The organism is Streptomyces sp. NPDC107765 (assembly GCF_055657085.1).
The window spans coordinates 278,728-297,281 of sequence record NZ_JBVKBL010000005.1; the positions used below are offsets into that span (position 1 = coordinate 278,728).

Consider the following 18,554-nt stretch of genomic DNA (forward strand, 5'->3'; position numbering starts at 1 on the left):
CGGCCGGCCCGGGCACCCCGCCCGGCCACCCCCGCTCCTCACGTCCCGCCCTGCTCCTCGTCCTCACGGCGGGGCTGCTGCCGCTGCTCCCTGCCCCACTCCACGGGCGGGGTCGGCGGCGGGCGGCGGGCCGGCATGGTCGGCGGCGGCTCGTGTCCGTACGGCTCCTGCTGCGGCGTACGGGGCTGCTGGGGCGCCGGTGGTTGCTGCTGCCGGGCGGGCGGTGGCGGGGGGACCGGCGGCAGCGGCGTGGTGGGGGTGTCGTCGTCGGCGCGGTACGGACCGCCGGAGCGGCCCGGCGGAGGCGGCGGCGCCCCGGTGCCCGCCGGCCCGGCGGCGTACGGCTCCGGGTCCCACTCCTCGGCGCCGGGGCGGCCGGCGTCCCACGGCTCGGGCGGGCCGGGCGGGTAGGCCGCGGGCGGGTAGGCGGCCGGGGGATAGGCGGAGGGCGCGTCATAGCGGTCGTCGGGCGGGTAGGGGCCGTAGCCGTCGTCGTAGCGGCGGTCGTCGTAGTCGCGGTCGTCGTGGCGCCGGTCGTACCCGCGGTCGTAGACCCGCCGGTCGCGGCCGCGCATGACGAGCGCGCCGAGCAGCAGCAGGGCGCCGCCGCCGAGCGCGTTGGCCACGCCCACGCCCAGCCCGCGGGCGCCGGCGGTCAGTTCGCTCGCGGCCTGGCCCTGGCGCACCATCCACAGGATCGTGAAGCCGAGCACCACCACGCCGGCCACCGCGACCAGCGCCCGGGAGCGCAGCGCGACGCCGATCAGCGCCAGCAGCGCCGCGAAGGCCATGGGCAGCACGACGGACCCGAACAGCGCGGCGCTGTTGGGGGTGATGCCGTTGAAGAGGTCCTCGATCCGGATGTCGCTGCCGTGACGGCCGTCGTACCAGGGACGGAAGGGGCTCCATACGGCGGCCGTCGCTCCGACGAGGGCGATCAGTGACCCGAGAACGTTGCGCACCACGGGCGTCGCCTCGCTTCGGATCGTTCGGTCGGCCTCCGCGACCGACGCTACGCCTGCCCCCCGGCACCCGCTAGACAGGTTGGGCCGGACGCGCGCCGGGGCCCGTACGGGCCGTCCCGGGCTCTTGCTAGGGTGCCGTGCACGCGTCAACCCGCAGTCCGGCGGGCCAGAAGTTTCCACGGGGGATGGGCGATCATGAAGCAGCGCACACGCACGGGCACGGCCGGCGACGGTGCCCGCAGGGCAGCGAGGGTGGCGGTGGCCGGCGGGCTGGCACTGGCCGCGGTCGCCACGGTCGGGGGGTGCGCCTTCAGCCGCCCGCGGGTCGCGATGCCGACCGCCCTCGCGAGCCCCAGCGCCACCGGGTACGACTCGACCCCCACGGGCTACCCGACGGACAGCTACTCGCCGTCGTACTCGCCCTCGCCGACCGAGGAGACCTACGACCCGGACGGGCGGGCGGACGTCACCGGCAGCAACTGCGACTTCTCCAACTCGCTGCGCCAGTTCACCTACACGGTGTCCATCACCAACCCGTCGACGACCTCCTCGTACTCCTACGACATGGCCGTGAACTGGATGAAGGCCAAGCCGGCCGACGGCAAGGCGTACGGGCTGCACGAGCGGTCCATCATCGTGGGCCCCGGCGCCACCGAGACCTACACCGCCAAGTACACGGTCAACCAGTCCTCCATCGGGCAGTTCTGGTACACCTGCCAGATCACCCGGGCGCACAAGACCAAGATGTAGGCCCGCGCGTCCCGGCTGCGGCCGGGCCGCAGGGTCATCTGACCGGCGGGGGCGTCCGCTCCTTCCGGGCGGCGAACAGTTCCGCCTGGCGGTCCGGCGGCAGATTGCCCAGCGCGATCAGCGCCGGGGCCTGCGCCCGCGCCTGTGCCCGGCCCGCCTCGTGGGCCGCCCACAGGGCCCGTACGGTGCCCTGGACCGCCTCGGTCGGCTGGGCGGCGAGGGTGGCGGCCCGGCGCAGCGCGACCTCGGCCGCGGCGCCGGGCGCGGTCAGCTCGGAGACCAGGCCGATCGCGTACGCGCGCGGGGCGCCCAGCCGCTCGGCGGTGCCCATCAGGGCCAGCCGCGCGGCCTCCCCGTAGGGCATCCGCTGCGCCATGGTGAGCGACTCGTAGGCGCTGACCATCCCGTAGGTGGTGTGCGGGTCGAAGAAGGTGGAGTTCTCGGAGGCGACGATGAACTCGGCCTCGCCCAGCAGGTAGAAGGCGCCGCCGCAGGCCATGCCGTCGACCGCGGCGATGACCGGCTTCCACAGGTCGTTGGCCTTCGGGCCGATGGTGAGCAGCGGATCGTCGAGGGAGTAGGGCGAGGACGGCTGGGGGACGTCGGCCGCGCGGTCGATGCCGGTGCAGAAGGCGCGGCCGCCGGCGCCGGTGACGACCGCGGCCCGTACGGAGTCGTCGCACCGGAACTGCCGCCATACGGCGGCGAGTTCACGGGCGGTGGCCAGGTCGATCGCATTGTGTCGCGCCGGCCGGTCGAGGGTGACCAGCGCGACGCCGTCCTTCACCTCGATGCGCAGGGTCATGGCCGCTCCAGGACCCAGCGCGGCACGGTCATGCCTCCGGGCGGCGTGTGGAAGACGGCCTTCACCGGGGCGCCGATCCGCAGCCGGTCCGGGGCGACGGAGTTGAGCGGGGCGTCCGCGGCGGTGACGAGGTTGCCGACGAGGCGGATGCGGGGGGCGTCGGCCAGTTCCACCACGATCGCGTTGTAGCCGGGCAGGTCCGCGTACGCGGGCAGCAGCGGCGGGTGCGGGACGACGTAGGACCAGATGCGGCCGCGGCCGCTCATCTTCCGCCAGTGGGCGGCGAAGGACTGGCAGTGCGGGCAGCACGGACGGGGCGGGAAGCGGAGCTCGTCGCAGTCGGCACAGGACTGGACGCGGAGTTCGCCCCGCGCGGCGTACTCCCAGAAGGGGGCGCCGTCGTCGTCGACGACCGGTGTCAGCAGCATCTCAACTCCTCAGCAGCAGCGCGGAGGTGGGCACACCCTCGCCCGCGGTGACCAGGCAGGTCGCGGCGTCCGGCACCTGTGCGGTGCTGGTGCCGCGCAGCTGCTTGACGCCCTCGGTGATCAGGTTGAAGCCGTGCACGTACGCCTCGGAGAGGCCGCCGCCGCCGGTGTTGAGCGGCAGCCGGCCGCCGATCTCCAGGGCGCCGCCCTCCGTGAAGGCCGCGCCCTCGCCGCGCCCGCAGAAGCCGTAGCCCTCCAGGGAGAGCGGGATGAGCGGGGTGAAGGCGTCGTAGATCTGCGCGACATCCACGTCCTGCGGCCCGAAGTCGGCCTGTTTCCACAGTTGCCGGGCGGCGGTCCAGGCCGGGCCGGTCAGCGGGTCGTCGTTCCAGTAGTTGACCATCCCGTGGTGCTGGGCGGGCAGGCCCTGGGCGGCGGAGTGGACGTACACGGGTCGGTGGCGGCAGTCGCGGGCCCGCTCGGCGGAGACGAGGACGCACGCCAACGCCCCGTCGGTCTCCAGGCAGTTGTCGAAGAGGCAGAGCGGTTCGCTGATCCACCGGGAGGTCATATACATGTCCCTGGTCAGCGGGCGGTCGTACATCATCGCGGCCGGGTTCTGGTTGGCCCGGTTGCGGCAGGCGAGCGCGACGTTGAAGAGGTGGTCGCGGGTGGCACCGTATTCGTGCATGTAGCGGCGGGCCAGCATGCCGATCTCGTCGGCCGGGCGCAGCAGTCCGAAGGGCCGGGTCCACTGCCCGGGGGTCGGCAACTGCACCTGGGTGTTCTTCCAGGGCCGCGGCCCCGAGCCGCGCTTGCGGGAGCGCCAGGCGACGCCGACGTGCGCCTGGCCGGTGGCGATGGAGGCGGCCAGATGGGCGACCGTCGCGCAGGAACCCCCGCCCCCGTAGCCGACCTTGGAGAAGAAGGTGACGTCCCCGGCGCCGATCGCCTTGGCGATCTCGACCTCGTCGGTCTCCTCCATGGTGTACGAGGCGAAGGCGTCCACCTCCGAGGCGGCGATCCCGGCGTCGTCGAGTGCGGCGACGATCGCCCGGCAGGCCAGCGTCCGCTCCGGATCCTGGAGCCGTTTGGCGAACGGGGTCTGTCCGATGCCGGCTATCGCCGTCGCGTCCTTGAGGGTCGCCCCCATCGCCACCTCCGGGGTTCGTCGTCCGTACTGACAGCCGAGGAGGCTACCGCTAATCTGACGGACAGTCAGCTACCGGGCGGCGACCGGTCTCCGGTCGGCGCCGGAACTTCTTCCGCGGGAGGCAGTGCGATGGGCGACGACGCGGCGGTGCGGGCGGACCTGGAGCACGGCACCATCCCCCGCCTGGTGCGCGCCGCCGCCCGGCGGTACGGCCCCCGGGAGGCGGTGGTCGAGGGCCGCACCCGGGTGACCTACGCCGAACTCGGCGCACGCGTCGAGCGGGCGGCCGCCGCCTGCCTCGCCTCCGGAATCACGCCCGGCGACCGGGTCGCCGTCTGGGCCCCCAACACCCTCGACTGGATCGTCTCGGCCCTCGGCGCGGTCACCGCCGGCGCCGTCCTCGTCCCCGTCAACACCCGCTTCAAGGGCGCCGAGGCCGCCGACCTCCTGCACCGCACCCGCGCCCGGCTGCTCTTCGTCACCGGCACCTTCCTCGGCACCTCCTACGTGGCCGCCCTGCGCCGCGCGACCGCGGAGACCACCGGCGGACTCCCGCACCTGGAACAGGTGGTGGTGCTCTCGGACAGCGCCCCCGAGGGCTACCGGACCTGGAAGCAGTTCCTCACCGCCGGCGACCGCATCACGAACGAAGAGGTCCGGCGCCGCGCCGACGAGGTGCAGCCCGCCGTTCCCTCCGACATCATCTTCACCTCGGGCACCACCGGCCGCCCCAAGGGCGCCGTCATCACCCATGAGCAGACCCTGCGCTGCTACGGCATCTGGAGCGAACTGGCGGGCCTGCGCGCGGGCGACCGCTACCTGATCGTCAATCCGTTCTTCCACACCTTCGGCTACAAGGCGGGCATCATCGCCTGCCTGCTCCGGGGCGCGGTGATGGTGCCGCAGCCGGTGTCCAGCGTGGACACCACGCTGGCCAACCTCGCCGCCGAACGCATCTCGGTGCTGCCCGGCCCGCCCACCTTGCACCAGTCCCTCCTGGACCACCCGGCCCGCGGCACGCACGACCTGAGCGCACTGCGCCTGGTGGTGACCGGCGCGGCCGTGGTGCCGCTGCAACTCGTCGAGCGGCTGCGCGGCGAACTGGGCGTCCGCACGGTCCTGACGGCGTACGGGCTCTCCGAGGCGAGCGGCCTGGTCACGATGTGCCGCCGCGACGACGACCCGGCGGTCATCGCCGCCACCTCGGGCCGCGCGATCCCCGACACGGAGGTACGGGTCCTCGCCGGGCCGGGCGAGCCCGGCGAGGTGCTGGTACGCGGCCACCAGGTCATGCGCGGCTACTTCGAGGACCCGGAGGAGACCGCCAAGGCCGTGGACGCCGACGGCTGGCTGCACACCGGCGACGTCGGCGTCCTCGACCCGGCGGGCAATCTCCGGATCACCGACCGCATCAAGGACATGTTCATCGTCGGTGGCTTCAACGCCTACCCGGCCGAAATAGAGCAACTCCTCGGCCGCCACCCGGACATCCTCGACGTCGCCGTCATCGGCATCCCCGACCCACGCCTCGGCGAGGTCGGCAAGGCCTACGCGGTCCGCCGCCCCGGCGCGGCCCTCACCGCGGACGACCTGATCGCCTGGTCCCGCCGCGAAATGGCCAACTACAAGGTTCCGCGGGAGGTGGCGTTCGTGACGGAACTGCCCCGCAACGCCAGCGGCAAGCTGTGCAAGCGGTTGCTTTGACTCCCCACGTACCTGGCCGTCCCGCCGCGGGGCTTGCTCGCCGTTGCGCTTTGCGGTGCCGCCCACGTACCTGGCTGTCCCGCCGTGGGGGTTGCTCGCCGTTGCGCTTTGCGGCGCGCCGCACGTGGCTGTCTGCGGCGCCGCGGGTGGTCTCGCCGTTGCGCCTGCGGCGGGCTGGGTGGTTGTCGGGTGCGGTGACGGGCCTGCGGGGCCTTGTTCGTGGACTGCTGGCGCTTTACGTCCACGAACAAGGCCCCTCCGGCCCGTCCCCTCCCGTTGGGGGAGTGTGCGGGTGTGTGGGGGCGCGCGTTGTTGAGTGAGCATCTGGTGTTGTGAGGTTTTGGGAATGCCTTGCCCGGCCCGGTTGGTTGTGGCCCCGCAGGGGGCCCTTGCGACCCTTAGGGGTTCTGTTCGACCGTCCCGTAGGGGTTCCCAGGCTCCCTTGCATGCCTCAACGCCCGCCCCCACGCACCGCATTCCTTCTCCCTCAACGGGAGGTGACGGGCCGGAGGGGCCGGTTGTGTGGACGTAAAGCGTCAGCAGTCCACACAACCGGCCCCGCAGGCCCGTCACCGCACCCACCACAAACCCAGCCCGCCGCAGGCGCAACGGCGAGACCACCCGCGGCGCCGCAGACAGCCACGTGCGGGGCGCCGCAAAGCGCAACGGCGAGCAACCCCGACGGCGGGACAGACGGGTACGTGGGGCTAACGCACTGGCGGCTGCCAGTGTGCGCGGCGGCCCGCGAGGCCCACGACCTTGTCGAGGAGGGGCGCGTCCTCCGGGACGGGGACCACCGGTCCGAACAGTGGCCCGGTCGTCGCGTCGCTCTCCGCCCAGGAGGTCAGGAGCGCGTACGAGACCTGGAGGGCGTCGGGGTCGGGCACGTACTCCTGGCCGGTGGCGCGGGCCAGGTCCCAGCCGTGGAGCACCAGCTCGTTGAGTGCGACCTGGCCCGCGACCGCGCCCGGGAGCGTGACGCCGCCCGCTTGTGTCTCGCCCTGCCAGGCGTCCGGGGCCCGCCAGGCCGCCGTCATCCCCGCCAGGTTCCGGTCCAGCTCCGCCCGCCAGCCGGGGTCCACGTCCGGCCGCATCGCGTCGGGGGACAGCCGGGTGGCCGGTCCGAGTTTCTTGCGGGCCACGTCCTGGAAGGCGGCGGCCAGGCCGACGAGATGGCCCAGCAGATGGCGTACCGCGTACTTCTCGCACGGCGTGGGCGCATCGAGCTGCTGCTCGGCCGTCCCGGCGGCCAGCCGCGAGACCTCCCGGGCCTGCGCCGCGAAGTCGATCATCTCGGTCATCGTGCGGTTCCTTCCGTCCTGCGGGGCCCTTGTCGGCTGTCTGCCGGCGGCTGTCGTATCCGCCGTACCGCCGGCCACCTCCACAGTGCAGACCCCACCCCGGAAGAACTCCGCGCCACACCGGGCCTCCGGCGAGGTCGCCCCGCACCGCCCCGGGTCCGGCCCGGACCCGGACCCCCGGCGGTGGGCCGAGCGGCTCACCGCCGGTCGTACCGCTCCCGCAGCGTCGTCTTCAGCACCTTGCCGAGTGGGCCGCCGCGTGGCAGCTCGGCGGTGATTTCCAGCTGTTCCGGCAGCTTCTGCGTCATCACGCCGGCCGCCCGCAGATGCGCGGTGAGCGCGTCGAGGGTGAGGGGCGGGGCGGCCGGGTCGGCGGGTGTGATCACCGCGCAGACCCGTTCACCGCGCTCCCGGTCCGGCAGTCCGATGACGGCCGCCTCGGCGACCGCCGGATGGGTCTGCACCAGTTCCTCGACCTCCTGCGCCGAGATGTTCTCGCCCTTGCGGATGATGATGTCCTTGAGCCGCCCGGTGAGCACGAGGTGCCCGTCGGGGCGCAGTCGGCCCAGGTCACCGGTGCGGAAGTACCCGTCGGCGTCGAACGCCTCCGCGGTCAGTGCCGGGTCGGTGTACCGCCGGAAGAGCATCGGGCCCTTGAGGGTCACCTCCCCGGTCTCCCCCGGCGCCGCCGCGCTCCCGTCGGGCCGGACGATGCGGATCCGGGCGCCCGTCACCGGCCGGCCCACCGTCCGCGCCAGCTGGTCGTCGCTGTCGTACGGCGTGCCCATCGCGATCATCGGGCACTCGGTCATCCCGTAGCCGTGCACCACCGCACAGCCCAGCTCCCGCCCGGCCGCCGCGTACAGCTCCGGCGACATCGGGGCGCCGCCGCCCGACAGCACCCGGAGCGTCGGGATCAGCCGCCCGGCGTCCGGCCGGGCCCGCCGGTACCGCCGTGACGCGTCGAGGAACGCCTGGTAGAACGCGGTACTGCCGCCGGCCATGGTCACTCCGTACCGGCGGTAGACCGCGGCCGCCCGGTCCGGCTCGAAGGTGTCCAGCACGACCGCGGGAAAGCCGCTGACCAGCATGGCGATGACGTAGTCCGGCCCGGCGATGTGCGCGTAGGGGAAGGCGATCGAGCCGATGTCCTCCGCGGACATCCCGAGCGCGGTCGCCAGCCCGACGCCGCCGGCGATCAGGCTCGCGTCGGAGTGCTCCACGCCCTTGGGCGACGAGGTGGTCCCGGACGTGTAGTAGATCCACCGCGTCCCGTCGCGCTCGGGTGCGGCGACGTCCGGGAGCTCCGAGGGGTCCCCTGTGGGTAGCCCGGCTTCTACCGCTACCACCCGCACGCCGTCCGGGGCCGCCTTACGTGCCATCGCGGCGTAGTCGAACCCGCGCCACTCGCCCGGTACGAGCACGTACTCCGCCGCCGACTCCGCCAGGATGAAGCCGACCTCGCGCTCCCGGTGCAACGGAATGACCGGCGTCTGCACGGCCCCGAGCCGGGCCAGCGCCAGCGAGACGATCACCGTCCCGATCCGCGTCGGCAACTGCCACGCCACCCGCGTCCCGGCCCCGATCCCCAGCCCCCGCAACCCGGCGGCCACCCGCAACGCCTCGTCCCGCGCCCCGTCGAAGCTGACGCTCCGCCCCTCCGCGTCGAAGAACATCGGCGCCCCCCGCGACGCCTCGGCCCGGTACTCCACCAGCTCCCACAGCGACCGCACACGACCAACTTCGAACACGACGCGCCTCCTGGCTGCCGGGGTCGGGTGGGCGCACTGTAGCAGCGGAGCTGATGGAGCGTCAGATGCCTTGCGCGCGCCGGATGGCGTGCACATGCGACGGCAGCGGGACCATGCGCCGTGGCATGGTCCCGCTGCCGAGATGCTCCGGCCGTGCCGTCGCTCGGCCTGCGCCGGTCAGGGCGTGTGATTGTCGCCCTGGGCGACGGCGGTGCCGGACGTGACCTGGCTCCCGGTGATCGGGGCGTGGTGGTCGAACGTCGAGACCTGGCCGGTTACCGGGCGGGTGCTGTCCGCCATCGCCGGGGCGGCGGCCGCACCCGCGGCGGCGACCGCGAGAGCGGTGAGAAGGGCGGCCTTGTAAGCGCGGGTCATGCTGGTTCCTCCGTTAGCGATGGGGTGGCAGTGCATCGAGCGTAAGGAGGGTTCCGCGGACTTCAGCGCACTCGTTCGAGCGCATGGCCGGAAACCGGTGCAGGTCGGCCGGATTGCCGAAGTCTGTGCAGATATGCGCGTGCGCGGAAAGGCCGCAGGGACCGTTGCCGATGGCTCCCCTCCGTGCCATCGGAACGGCCCCTGCGATCCCCCGAAACCCCTCCGCTGTGCGCTACTTGGGATCGCCCAAGATGTCACCGCGCGGCGTGCCGATGGGCTGGTGGTGGTCCAGCGGCTTGATGATGTCGTCGCCGGGCGTCACCGGCTGGTCGTTCTTGCCCACGATGCGACGGCCCTTGGGACCGGCGATGGGCTGGTGGTGGTCGAGCGGCTTGATGATGTCCCGCTCGTCGGGCTGGGTGTTCTCGGTGGCCAAGCTGATCAACTCCAGTGTTTGGGCGCTTGTTTCCGGCCACCCGGCCGGCGACTCCCCCGTGGGTCGCCGGACAGGTGCGTCGGGGCCGAACACCATAACGGTGGGGCCAACTGACCGAACCGCTTGCCCCCCGAGGCGGCGGGTCGGTGAGTAAAAGACTGGCCTGACGCGATGAACGATCGATAAACGTCCGCGTCCAGCGCCGTCGCCGCGTGCGGCCGGCCGCGGTTGGCGCAGGTCAGGCGGCTGCCACCGGACGCAGCAGACGGCGCACCGCGGCGGTTTCCGGGGAATCCAGCCGTTCGTAGACGCTCAGCGCCTCCTGCCAGCACACCCGGGCCCGGCCGGACTGCCCCACCCCGTCCAGGGCGCGCCCGAGCAGGGTCAGGACGTTGGCGTGCCACCACTCGCCGCCGATGGCCCGAAGGGCGGTCAGCGCCTGTTCGGCGTGGTTGGCGGCCTGTGCGGGGTGACCGGCGGTCAGGTCGGTCTCGGCCAGGCGGAAGTACGTCATGCCCTCCCAGAAACGCTGCCGGCTCGCCTGGAAGATCGCCAGGGCCTTGTTGAGCTGCTCGGTGGCGTCCTCCAGCCGCTGGGCGCGGGTGAAGGCCAGCCCGAGCGCGTACATGCCGTTGGCCAGCCGCCGGGTGGCGCCCAGCTCCCGGTAGATCGCGATGCCTTCCTGCGCCAGCCGGATCGCGGTGTCCACCCGGTCGGTGGCCAGGTGGACCCGCGAGAGGTTGCACAGGGCGCTGGCCTCCGACGGCTTGTTGCGGTCCTCACGGAACGCACTGAGCGCCTGCGTGAGGTACGCCTCGGCGTCGGCGTGGCGGCTCTGCGAGTTCGCGATGATGCCGCGGTCGTTGGGTGCGTACGAGGAGGCGAAGGCGTCCTCGGTGGCCAGGCCCAGCAGCATGGCCGACTGGGCGTGTTCGTCCGCCTTGTCGAACCGGCCGGCGAGGGTGTGCACGTTGGTGAGCGCGACGTGGATGCGGGCCTGGGCGCGCTGGTCGTCCATCGCCCGGGCGGCCTCCAGCAGGGCCATGTTCACGTGCTCGTACTGCCGGGAGTCCGCACCGGATTCGGCGAGGTCCTGGGCCAGCAGCAACAGGTCCACCGCCCGCCGCAGGGTCTTCGGCCCGGCCGACTGCTGGGCGCACGCCAGCAGGCACCGGGCCTCGGCGAAGAGCCACTCCAGGGCTCCTATGCGGTCGGTGAAGGTGAGCCCGGCGTACTGCGGGCGCGCCATGTGGTCGGCCAGCCGGTCGCCCGGGCGCTCCAGGGTGTAGACCTCCTTGGCCGTCGCCAGGTAGAAGTCCAGCAGCCGGGAGAGTGCCGCGTCCCGTTCCGTGGGCGGGTGTTCGTCCCGTTCCGCGCACACCCGGGCGTACAGCCGGACCAGGTCGTGGAAGCGGTAGCGGCCCGGCGCCGCGGACTCCAGGAGGCTGGCGTCGACGAGGGATTCGATCAGGTCTTCCGCGGACTCGACGTCCATGTCGAGCAGGGCGGCCGCGGCGGCGAGTGAGATGTCCGGGCCGTCGGCGAGGCCCAGCAGCCGGAACGCCCGGGCCTGGTGCGGCTCCAGCTGCCCGTAGCCCAGCTCGAAGGTGGCGGTGACCGCGAGGTCACCGGCGCGGAGCTCGTCCAGCCGGCGGCGTTCGTCGGCGAGCTTGCGGGCGAGGGTGGAGACCGTCCACGTACGGCGGGCGGCGAGCCGGGAGGCGGCGATGCGGATCGCCAGGGGCAGGAAGCCGCAGGCGCCGACCACCGCCATCGCCGACTGCCGTTCGGCGCCGACCCTTTCCTCCCCGACGATGCGGGTGAAGAGCTTCAGCGCCTCCTCGGGGCTCATCACGTCGACGTCGATGAGGTACGCGCCCGCCAGGTCGATCAGCCGGGCGCGGCTGGTGATCAGCGCCGCGCACCCTTCCGAGCCGGGCAGCAGCGGCCGTACCTGCGCCGCGTCCCGGGCGTTGTCCAGCAGGGCCAGCACGCGGCGTCCGGCGAGGGTGGAGCGGTAGAGGGCCGAGCGTTCCTCCAAACCGTCCGGAATGGAGGAGTCCGGTGTGCCGAGGGCGCGGAGGAAGGAGCCCAGCACGGCTTCGGGCTCGGACGGGGTGTGGCCGGCGCCCTGGAGGTCGACGTAGAGCTGGCCGTCGGGGAAGTGCTCGCGGGCGGCGTGCGAGACGTGTACGGCGAGGGTGGTCTTGCCGACGCCGCCGATGCCGGTGAGCGCGGAGACGGCCATGACGCTGCCCTCGGCGGTGGCCAGTTGCTTGCCGAGCTCGTCGACGAAGGCGCTGCGGCCGGTGAAGTCGGCCACCGTGGCCGGAAGCTGCTGTGGCCGGACCACCACGGGGTCGGCGGCGTCCGGGCCGTCGATGACGACGGGCGGCGCGTCGAGGTCGGTGTCCGCCCGCAGGATCCGCTGCTGCAGCTCCGACAGCGAGGCGCAGGGCTCGACGCCCAGTTCGTCGTCGAGGAGCCGTCGGGTGTCGGTGTACACCGCGAGTGCCTCCGCCTGGCGGCCGCTGCGGTACAGGGCCAGCATCAGCAGTTCGCGCAGGCGCTCGCGCAGGGGGTGGGCGGCGGTGAGGGCGGTGAGTTCGGAGACCGCGTCGGCGTGGTGGCCGAGTTCCAGGTCCAGTTCGAGGCGGGCCTCGATGAGGGACAGCCGCCATTCGTGGAGGCGGGTGCGCTGGGTCTCGGCGTACGGGCCGGCCAGGCCGGCCAGCGGCTCGCCGTCCCACAACGCCAGGGCTTTGTCGAGGAGTTCGCGGGCGCGGGCCCGGTCGCCGGCCGCCCTGGACTTCTCCGCCTCGGCGGCGTACTGCTCCGCGTGGTCGTGGTCGAGGTCCAGCGGGTGGCCGTCCACCGGCCGGATCGCATAGCCGCCGGACTCGCTGACCAGCGCCTCGGCGTCCGCACCCAGTGCCTTGCGGAGCCGGGAGGCGTACGTCCGCAGCGCGGCGAGCGCGGCGTGCGGCGGTTCGTCGCCCCACAGGGCGTCGACCAGCTCGGGCGCGGTGGCGGTCCGCCCGCCGCGCAGCAGTAGTGCGGCCAGCAGCGCTCGCTGCTGCGGGGAGCCCGCCGCCAGCGGCGTTGCGCCGCGCCAGGCCCGTACGGGACCGAGCACGGTGAAGCGGAGCCGCTCCCGCCCCGGACCGTCGTCCATGGTGTCCCCCTGCCCTGTGGCGTCCATCCGCGCTGTATGCGCCCTCTCGCTGTATGCACCTTCTCGCTGTGCGCAACGGCCAGTCTGCCTTGTCGCGGCCCCTTACGTCAGTAGGGGTCCGGACCGTGCACAAAGCCTCCCCGGCTGACGGGGCCGGGGGCGCCGGGGGCGCACGGCAGGGGCGCGGAGGGTGACCTTCCGTGCGCCCCTGGGGGGAGTTGGCCCGGCGCGCGTGGCGTCCGGGCCGCACCGGGAGGCCGTCCGCAGTAGCTGACGGTACGTCAGATAAGCGCTACCGTGGCCGCTATGGAGACCTTCCCCAGGATCATCTCGGTGGACGACCACACGGTGGAGCCCCCCACCGTCTGGCGGGACCGGCTCCCGTCGAAGTACCAGGACACCGGCCCCCGCATCGTCCGGGCACCGCTCGCGGAAATGACCTTCGTGGGCGGGAAGTTCGCCCCGAAGATGGGCGCCCCGGGTGACGACGGGCCGATGGCCGACTGGTGGGTCTACGAAGACCTGCACCGGCCGCTGACCCGCCTCGACACCGCCGTCGGCTACGCCCGCGACGAGATCAGGCTCGAAGGCATCACGTACGAGCAGATGCGCCCCGGCTCCTACAGCGTCCCCGAGCGGCTCGCCGACATGGACGTCAACCACGTGCAGTCCGCCTTGTGTTTCCCCACCTTCCCCCGTTTCTGTGGCCAGACCTTCACCGAGGCCAAGGACCGCGAGCTCGGGCTGCTGGGGGTGCGCGCGTACAACGACTGGATGGTGGAGGAATGGTGCGGCCCCGAGGCGCAGGGCCGGCTGATCCCGCTCACCCTCGTCCCCCTCTGGGACGCGGAACTGGCCGCCGCGGAAGTACGGCGCAACGCGGCCCGCGGCGTACGGGCGGTCTGCTTCAGCGAGATCCCGCCCCACCTGGGGCTGCCCAGCATCCACACCGACCACTGGGACCCGTTCCTGCGGGCCTGCGACGAGACCGGCACCGTCATCGCCATGCACATCGGCTCGTCGTCGAAGATGCCGTCCACCTCGGCCGACGCGCCGCCCGCCGTCGGCTCGACGATCACCTTCGCCAACTGCTGCTTCTCGATGACCGACTGGCTGATGAGCGGCAAGTTCGACCGCTTCCCCCGGCTGAAGATCATGTACGCCGAGGGGCAGATCGGCTGGATCCCGTACATCCTGGAGCGCGCCGACGTGGTCTGGGAGGAGAACCGCGCCTGGGGCGGCGTCGCCGACAAGGTCCTCCGCCCGCCCTCCGAACTCTTCGCCGAGCACGTCCACGGCTGCTTCTTCGACGACGCCTTCGGCCTGCGCAACCTGGACGCGATCGGCGTCGGCAACGTCCTGTACGAGACGGACTACCCGCACTCCGACTCCACCTGGCCCAAGTCGCGCGAGGTCGGCGAGACGCAGATGGGCCATCTGCCGCCGGACGTCGTGGCACGCATCGTCCGCGGCAACGCGATCGACCTGCTCGGCCTGACGCCGGAGGGCCTCTGGGCGGGCTGAGCGGAGGGCCGCGCGCCCGCCCCTACGGCCGGCCGGTACGTGGGGCGCTACGTGCGTCGGCACGCGGGCCGGTACGTGAGCCGGTACGCGGGTCAGTACGTCTTCCAGGGCCAGTGCGGGTCGTCCCAGCGGTCCTCGCCCGTGAGGCCGAGCAGCCGCACGTGGTGCAGCAGCTCCTCCGGGGCGCCCTGGGACCGCAGCCGGGCCGGTGCGTGCCGGACCAGCCAGCCGGTGAGTTCGGCACACCGCTCGTCCCTGTCCTCCTGGGAGTCCCAGGCGTCCCAGGGCAGCTCGTCCCGGAGCAGGTCGTACTCCCACCGGTCCACCGCCTCGACCAGCTGCCGGTCGGCCACGGCACCGCTCTGCTCCGCCCACGCCGCCAGCCACGGGGCGAGCGTGCCGGAGGCCTCGGCACAGCAGGCGAGGACCTCGTGGGCGGGGACGGCGGCGCTGGGGTCCGTGAGCGTGTGCGCCCACCAGGCGCGCAGGAACTCCCGTACCGCCGCGGCCTGCCCGTCCGGCCACGCCTGCCACCGCCCGCGGGCGAACGCCCGGCCGAGCTCCTCCATGCCGGAAAGCGCCTCGATCCGCCCGGCAACGATCTCCCCGGTGAGCTGCGGCAGGATCCGCCGCAGCACCTGGTCGGGGAAGGACCAGTCGACCGCCTGCCACGTGCGCCGCAGCAGATCGGGCTCCAGCACCACGTCCGGCACCTTCAGCTGCGCCAGCTCCTCGGCGCTGCCCCAGTGGCAGTCACAGTTGGATTCGTCGGGATGGGCCGTCATCCCGCGGAAGGCGACGGCCACGCCCTCCAGCGCGACGTCGAGCCGAAGCGGGATGCGGGAACCGCCTGCGCTGACTGTCACCGTGAACCGGCTTTCCTGACTCCGCACACCGGCTCCCGCCGGGCGAAGAGAGCGACCTTACCGGACGGGGAGCGGTTCGGCGACGCAGCGGCCTTGTCTGCTGACGCGCCAGGCACGACGATGTCCGCGCGAGGCGTAGCTGACGGAGTGTCAGCCAAGTGGTGCGTCCGGGCGGAGGCAGCAATGGGCGGTGGAGGCGTGTGGCGGCCTGGGGGTGACGGGCGGCTGGCGTACGGGATGCAGTTGCCGGTGCAGGCGCAGAGCAGGGTTTTCGCGGAGGGGTGGGAGGCCGGGGCGGGGCCGCGGGACCTGGTGGAGATCGCGCGGGCCGCGGACCGGTGCGGGTTCGCGTATGTCGCCTGCTGTGAGCATCTGGCGATTCCGCGGCGGCTGGCGGAGGCGATGGGGACCGTCTGGTACGACCCGGTGGCCACGCTGGCGCATCTGGCCGCGGTGACCGAGCGGGTGCGGCTGCTGAGTCATGTGGCGGTGGTCGCCTTCCGGCATCCGCTGCTCACGGCGAAGCAGTACGCGACGCTCGACCGGCTGTCGGGCGGGCGGCTGGTCCTGGGCGTGGGCGCCGGGCACGTGGCGGAGGAGTTCGAGGCGCTGGGGGTGGATTTCGCGCGGCGGGGCGCGGTGCTCGACGAGACGATCGACGCGCTGAAGGTGGCGCTCGGGCCGGAGGAGTTCCCCGCGTTCGCGGGGGAGCGGTTCGCGTTCGAGGGGCTGGGGCAGGCGCCGCGGCCCGTACAGGCGCCCCGGCCGCCGATCTGGGTGGGCGGCTCCTCGCCCGCCGCCGTACGCCGGGCCGCGGTGCGCGGGGACGGCTGGCTGCCGCAGGGGGACCGGCGGGAGCAGCTGCCCCGGCAGATCGCGCGGCTCCGGGCGGCGCGGGAGGCGGCGGGGGTCACGGAACCGGTGGTGGTCGGGGCGATCGCCGAGCCGGTGTACGTGGGGGAGCCGGGCTGGGACGTCGGGCGGCACACCGTCCGGGGCAAGCCGGAGGCCGTCGCCGAGTCGTTGCGGGCGTACGCGGAGATGGGCGTGCAGCAGATCCAGGTGCGGTTCCGCAGTCGGAGCCGTGCCGAACTCGTGGAGCAGATGGCGGCGTTCGCGGCGGAGGTCGCCCCGCAGCTCTGTGTGTGACATCCGGATCGCCCACCGATGTGGCTCCGCATCGCAAGCGCGGAACGGCCCGGGTGGCCCGCATCTTCGGCGGCGGGAGGAGTCCGCACCTTCATCCAGTAGGGAGTACCGGCATGGGCAAGCTCGACGGGCGGGTCGTCCTCATCACCGGGGCGGCGCGTGGGCAGGGTGAGCAGGAGGCGCGGCTGTTCGCGGCGGAGGGGGCGGGGGTCGTGCTGGCCGACGTCCTCGACGAGCAGGGCGAGGCGGTCGCCAAGGAGATCGGCGACGCCGCCCGCTATGTCCATCTGGACGTGAGCCAGGAGGAGCAGTGGGTGGCCGCGGTGGCGGCCGCCGAGCGGGCGTACGGGAAGGTCGACGGGCTGGTCAACAATGCCGGGATCTTGCGGTTCAACGAGCTGACCGCCACCCCGCTGGCCGAGTTCCAGCAGATCGTGCAGGTCAACCAGGTCGGGGCGTTCCTCGGGATCAAGACGGCCGCGCCGGAGATAGCGGCGGCCGGCGGCGGCACGATCGTGAACACGGCGTCCTACACGGGCGTGACGGGGATGGCGTACGTCGGGGCGTACACCGCGACCAAGCACGCGATCGTGGGGCTGACCCGGGTCGCGGCCCTGGAGCTCGCGGCGAAGAAGATCCGGGTGAACGCCGTCTGTCCGGGCGCGATCGACACCGCCATGAGCAATCCGGCCCGGCTCGACCTGGCCGCCGACGCCGACGGGTCCTCGGCGGCGCTGGACGAGCTGTACCGCAAGCTGGTGCCGCTGGGGCGGGTGGGGCGGCCGGAGGAGGTCGCGCGGCTCGCGCTGTTCCTGACGTCCGAGGAGGACTCGGCGTACATCACGGGCCAGCCGTTCGTGGTGGACGGGGGGTGGCTGGCCGGGGTGAACGTCTTCTGACGCAGTGTCAGGTATGCCGTCCGGTGCTCTTGACGGTGCCGGGTGGCGGTGCCACAGTCGGCGCAATCGAGTAGCTGACGGAGTGTCAGATGATGTCGGGCTACGGATACCAGGGACGGTGATCCACTGTGGAATTCGGCCTCTTCGTACAGGGATACGTGGGCAAGCGGGCCAGGACCGACCCGCTCGCGGAGCACAAGGCGCTGATGGAGGAGACCGAGTACGTCATCCAGGCGGACGCCTCCGGGTTCAAGTACGCCTGGGCGTCGGAGCACCACTTCCTGGAGGAGTACTCCCACCTCTCCGCCAATGACGTCTTCCTCGGCTACCTCGCCCACGCGACCGGGCGGATCCACCTCGGGTCCGGGATCTTCAACCCGTTGGCGCAGGTCAACCACCCGGTGAAGGTCGCCGAGAAGGTCGCGATGCTGGACCACCTCTCCGAGGGGCGCTTCGAGTTCGGCAGCGGGCGGGGCGCCGGGTCGCACGAGATCCTCGGCTTCCTGCCGGGCATCACGGACATGAACCACACCAAGGAGATCTGGGAAGAGACCATCGCCGAGTTCCCGAAGATGTGGCTCCAGGAGGAGTACCCCGGGTTCCAGGGCAAGCACTGGCAGCTGCCGCCGCGGAAGGTCTTCCCCAAGCCGTACGGGGCCTCGCACCCGGCGATGTGGTACGCGGCCGGGTCGCCGTCCTCGTACGCGATGGCGGCCCGGAAGGGGCTGGGCGTGCTCGGCTTCAGCGTCCAGAAGGTCGCCGACATGGAATGGGTGCTGGAGCAGTACAAGACGGCCGTCCGGGACGCCGAACCGGTCGGCGACTTCGTCAACGACAACGTGATGGTGACGTCGACGGCGATCTGCGCCGAGACGCACGAGAAGGCGGTGGAGATCGCCGTCAACGGCGGGCTCAACTACCTGCAGTCGCTGGTGTTCCGGTACCACGACACCTTCCCGCGGCCGGAGGGCATCCCCGAGTGGCCCGAACTGCTGCCGGACTACACCGCCGAGATCATCGAGCTGCTGATCGCCGAGGAGCTGATGATCTGCGGCGACCCGGACGAGGTGCTCCGGCAGTGCAAGCGCTGGGAGCAGGCCGGCGCGGACCAGCTGAGCTTCGGCCTGCCGATCGGCATCCCGTACGAGGACACCATGAACACGATCAAGCTGATCGGGGAGCACGTCATCCCGAAGATCGACACGGACCCGGTGCACCGGACGACCCGGTTCCGCCAGGCGGCCGGCAACTGAGCCGCTGACGCGACCGGCCC

The 18,554-nt window shown here is 72.7% G+C and carries 16 protein-coding genes; 6 read left to right on the plus strand and 10 right to left on the minus strand.

What is annotated here, in order from left to right; translation table 11 throughout:
• Nucleotides 1-38: 38 nt before the first annotated feature.
• Nucleotides 39-965, minus strand: a complete 927-nt coding sequence (locus tag ACZ7MX_RS15245; protein ID WP_472132170.1) for a hypothetical protein — start codon at nucleotides 963-965, stop codon at nucleotides 39-41.
• A 195-nt stretch (nucleotides 966-1,160) separates the two neighbouring features.
• Here ACZ7MX_RS15245 and ACZ7MX_RS15250 point away from each other — a divergent pair, with 195 nt between their 5' ends.
• Nucleotides 1,161-1,715 carry a hypothetical protein gene (locus tag ACZ7MX_RS15250; protein ID WP_472132171.1) on the plus strand — a complete coding sequence of 185 codons (555 nt, stop codon included), beginning with the start codon at nucleotides 1,161-1,163 and terminating at the stop codon, nucleotides 1,713-1,715.
• A gap of 34 nt (nucleotides 1,716-1,749) precedes the next feature.
• Here ACZ7MX_RS15250 and ACZ7MX_RS15255 read toward each other — a convergent pair whose 3' ends face one another.
• The 3 genes from ACZ7MX_RS15255 to ACZ7MX_RS15265 are packed head-to-tail and all read right to left on the minus strand — an operon-like array spanning nucleotide 1,750 to nucleotide 4,101.
• Nucleotides 1,750-2,520, minus strand: a complete 771-nt coding sequence (locus ACZ7MX_RS15255; RefSeq protein ID WP_472132173.1) for an enoyl-CoA hydratase/isomerase family protein — start codon at nucleotides 2,518-2,520, stop codon at nucleotides 1,750-1,752.
• Nucleotides 2,517-2,948, minus strand: coding sequence for a Zn-ribbon domain-containing OB-fold protein (locus ACZ7MX_RS15260; protein ID WP_472132175.1), 432 nt, complete (start codon nucleotides 2,946-2,948; stop codon nucleotides 2,517-2,519). The genes ACZ7MX_RS15255 and ACZ7MX_RS15260 overlap by 4 nt, the downstream gene beginning before the upstream one ends.
• Before the next feature lies 1 nt (nucleotide 2,949).
• A complete protein-coding gene (locus ACZ7MX_RS15265; RefSeq protein WP_472132177.1) occupies nucleotides 2,950-4,101 on the minus strand; it encodes a lipid-transfer protein in 1,152 nt (383 codons plus the stop codon).
• Nucleotides 4,102-4,230: 129 nt separating this feature from the next.
• Here ACZ7MX_RS15265 and ACZ7MX_RS15270 point away from each other — a divergent pair, with 129 nt between their 5' ends.
• Nucleotides 4,231-5,805, plus strand: coding sequence for a FadD3 family acyl-CoA ligase (locus tag ACZ7MX_RS15270; RefSeq protein ID WP_472132179.1), 1,575 nt, complete (start codon nucleotides 4,231-4,233; stop codon nucleotides 5,803-5,805).
• A 707-nt stretch (nucleotides 5,806-6,512) separates the two neighbouring features.
• Here the strand turns inward: ACZ7MX_RS15270 and ACZ7MX_RS15275 are convergent.
• The 5 genes from ACZ7MX_RS15275 to afsR form a co-directional block, all read right to left on the minus strand.
• Nucleotides 6,513-7,106, minus strand: coding sequence for a TIGR03086 family metal-binding protein (locus tag ACZ7MX_RS15275; protein ID WP_472132181.1), 594 nt, complete (start codon nucleotides 7,104-7,106; stop codon nucleotides 6,513-6,515).
• Nucleotides 7,107-7,303: 197 nt separating this feature from the next.
• Nucleotides 7,304-8,857, minus strand: a complete 1,554-nt coding sequence (locus tag ACZ7MX_RS15280; RefSeq protein ID WP_472132183.1) for a class I adenylate-forming enzyme family protein — start codon at nucleotides 8,855-8,857, stop codon at nucleotides 7,304-7,306.
• Nucleotides 8,858-9,034: 177 nt separating this feature from the next.
• On the minus strand, nucleotides 9,035-9,232 hold the full coding sequence (locus ACZ7MX_RS15285) for a hypothetical protein (RefSeq protein ID WP_472132184.1): 198 nt from the start codon (nucleotides 9,230-9,232) through the stop codon (nucleotides 9,035-9,037).
• A gap of 232 nt (nucleotides 9,233-9,464) precedes the next feature.
• Nucleotides 9,465-9,668: a hypothetical protein gene (locus tag ACZ7MX_RS15290; RefSeq protein WP_472132186.1), complete on the minus strand. Its 204-nt coding sequence runs from the start codon at nucleotides 9,666-9,668 to the stop codon at nucleotides 9,465-9,467.
• A 238-nt stretch (nucleotides 9,669-9,906) separates the two neighbouring features.
• On the minus strand, nucleotides 9,907-12,843 hold the full coding sequence (gene afsR, locus ACZ7MX_RS15295) for an SARP-family global regulator AfsR (protein ID WP_472132536.1): 2,937 nt from the start codon (nucleotides 12,841-12,843) through the stop codon (nucleotides 9,907-9,909).
• A 297-nt stretch (nucleotides 12,844-13,140) separates the two neighbouring features.
• Here afsR and ACZ7MX_RS15300 point away from each other — a divergent pair, with 297 nt between their 5' ends.
• Nucleotides 13,141-14,367 carry an amidohydrolase family protein gene (locus ACZ7MX_RS15300; protein ID WP_472132188.1) on the plus strand — a complete coding sequence of 409 codons (1,227 nt, stop codon included), beginning with the start codon at nucleotides 13,141-13,143 and terminating at the stop codon, nucleotides 14,365-14,367.
• 92 nt (nucleotides 14,368-14,459) lie between these two features.
• Here ACZ7MX_RS15300 and ACZ7MX_RS15305 read toward each other — a convergent pair whose 3' ends face one another.
• The gene (locus ACZ7MX_RS15305) at nucleotides 14,460-15,233 is read right to left on the minus strand and encodes a hypothetical protein (RefSeq protein WP_472132190.1); all 774 of its coding nucleotides are present in this window, start codon (nucleotides 15,231-15,233) and stop codon (nucleotides 14,460-14,462) included.
• 183 nt (nucleotides 15,234-15,416) lie between these two features.
• Here ACZ7MX_RS15305 and ACZ7MX_RS15310 point away from each other — a divergent pair, with 183 nt between their 5' ends.
• From ACZ7MX_RS15310 to ACZ7MX_RS15320, 3 genes are all read left to right on the plus strand, one after another.
• On the plus strand, nucleotides 15,417-16,382 hold the full coding sequence (locus ACZ7MX_RS15310; protein WP_472132192.1) for a TIGR03619 family F420-dependent LLM class oxidoreductase: 966 nt from the start codon (nucleotides 15,417-15,419) through the stop codon (nucleotides 16,380-16,382).
• A gap of 113 nt (nucleotides 16,383-16,495) precedes the next feature.
• Nucleotides 16,496-17,281, plus strand: a complete 786-nt coding sequence (locus ACZ7MX_RS15315; protein ID WP_472132194.1) for an SDR family NAD(P)-dependent oxidoreductase — start codon at nucleotides 16,496-16,498, stop codon at nucleotides 17,279-17,281.
• A 128-nt stretch (nucleotides 17,282-17,409) separates the two neighbouring features.
• The gene (locus tag ACZ7MX_RS15320) at nucleotides 17,410-18,534 is read left to right on the plus strand and encodes an LLM class flavin-dependent oxidoreductase (RefSeq protein ID WP_472132196.1); all 1,125 of its coding nucleotides are present in this window, start codon (nucleotides 17,410-17,412) and stop codon (nucleotides 18,532-18,534) included.
• Nucleotides 18,535-18,554: the final 20 nt, after the last annotated feature.

Bases quoted from the DNA above. Each gene is read 5' to 3' on its own strand.
- ACZ7MX_RS15250 (WP_472132171.1), top strand. From the start codon at position 1,161: ATGAAGCAGCGCACACGCACGGGCACGGCCGGCGACGGTGCCCGCAGG.
- ACZ7MX_RS15255 (WP_472132173.1), bottom strand. From the start codon at position 2,520: ATGACCCTGCGCATCGAGGTGAAGGACGGCGTCGCGCTGGTCACCCTC.
- ACZ7MX_RS15260 (WP_472132175.1), bottom strand. From the start codon at position 2,948: ATGCTGCTGACACCGGTCGTCGACGACGACGGCGCCCCCTTCTGGGAG.
- ACZ7MX_RS15265 (WP_472132177.1), bottom strand. From the start codon at position 4,101: ATGGGGGCGACCCTCAAGGACGCGACGGCGATAGCCGGCATCGGACAG.
- ACZ7MX_RS15270 (WP_472132179.1), top strand. From the start codon at position 4,231: ATGGGCGACGACGCGGCGGTGCGGGCGGACCTGGAGCACGGCACCATC.
- ACZ7MX_RS15275 (WP_472132181.1), bottom strand. From the start codon at position 7,106: ATGACCGAGATGATCGACTTCGCGGCGCAGGCCCGGGAGGTCTCGCGG.
- ACZ7MX_RS15285 (WP_472132184.1), bottom strand. From the start codon at position 9,232: ATGACCCGCGCTTACAAGGCCGCCCTTCTCACCGCTCTCGCGGTCGCC.
- afsR (WP_472132536.1), bottom strand. From the start codon at position 12,843: ATGGACGACGGTCCGGGGCGGGAGCGGCTCCGCTTCACCGTGCTCGGT.
- ACZ7MX_RS15310 (WP_472132192.1), top strand. From the start codon at position 15,417: ATGGGCGGTGGAGGCGTGTGGCGGCCTGGGGGTGACGGGCGGCTGGCG.
- ACZ7MX_RS15315 (WP_472132194.1), top strand. From the start codon at position 16,496: ATGGGCAAGCTCGACGGGCGGGTCGTCCTCATCACCGGGGCGGCGCGT.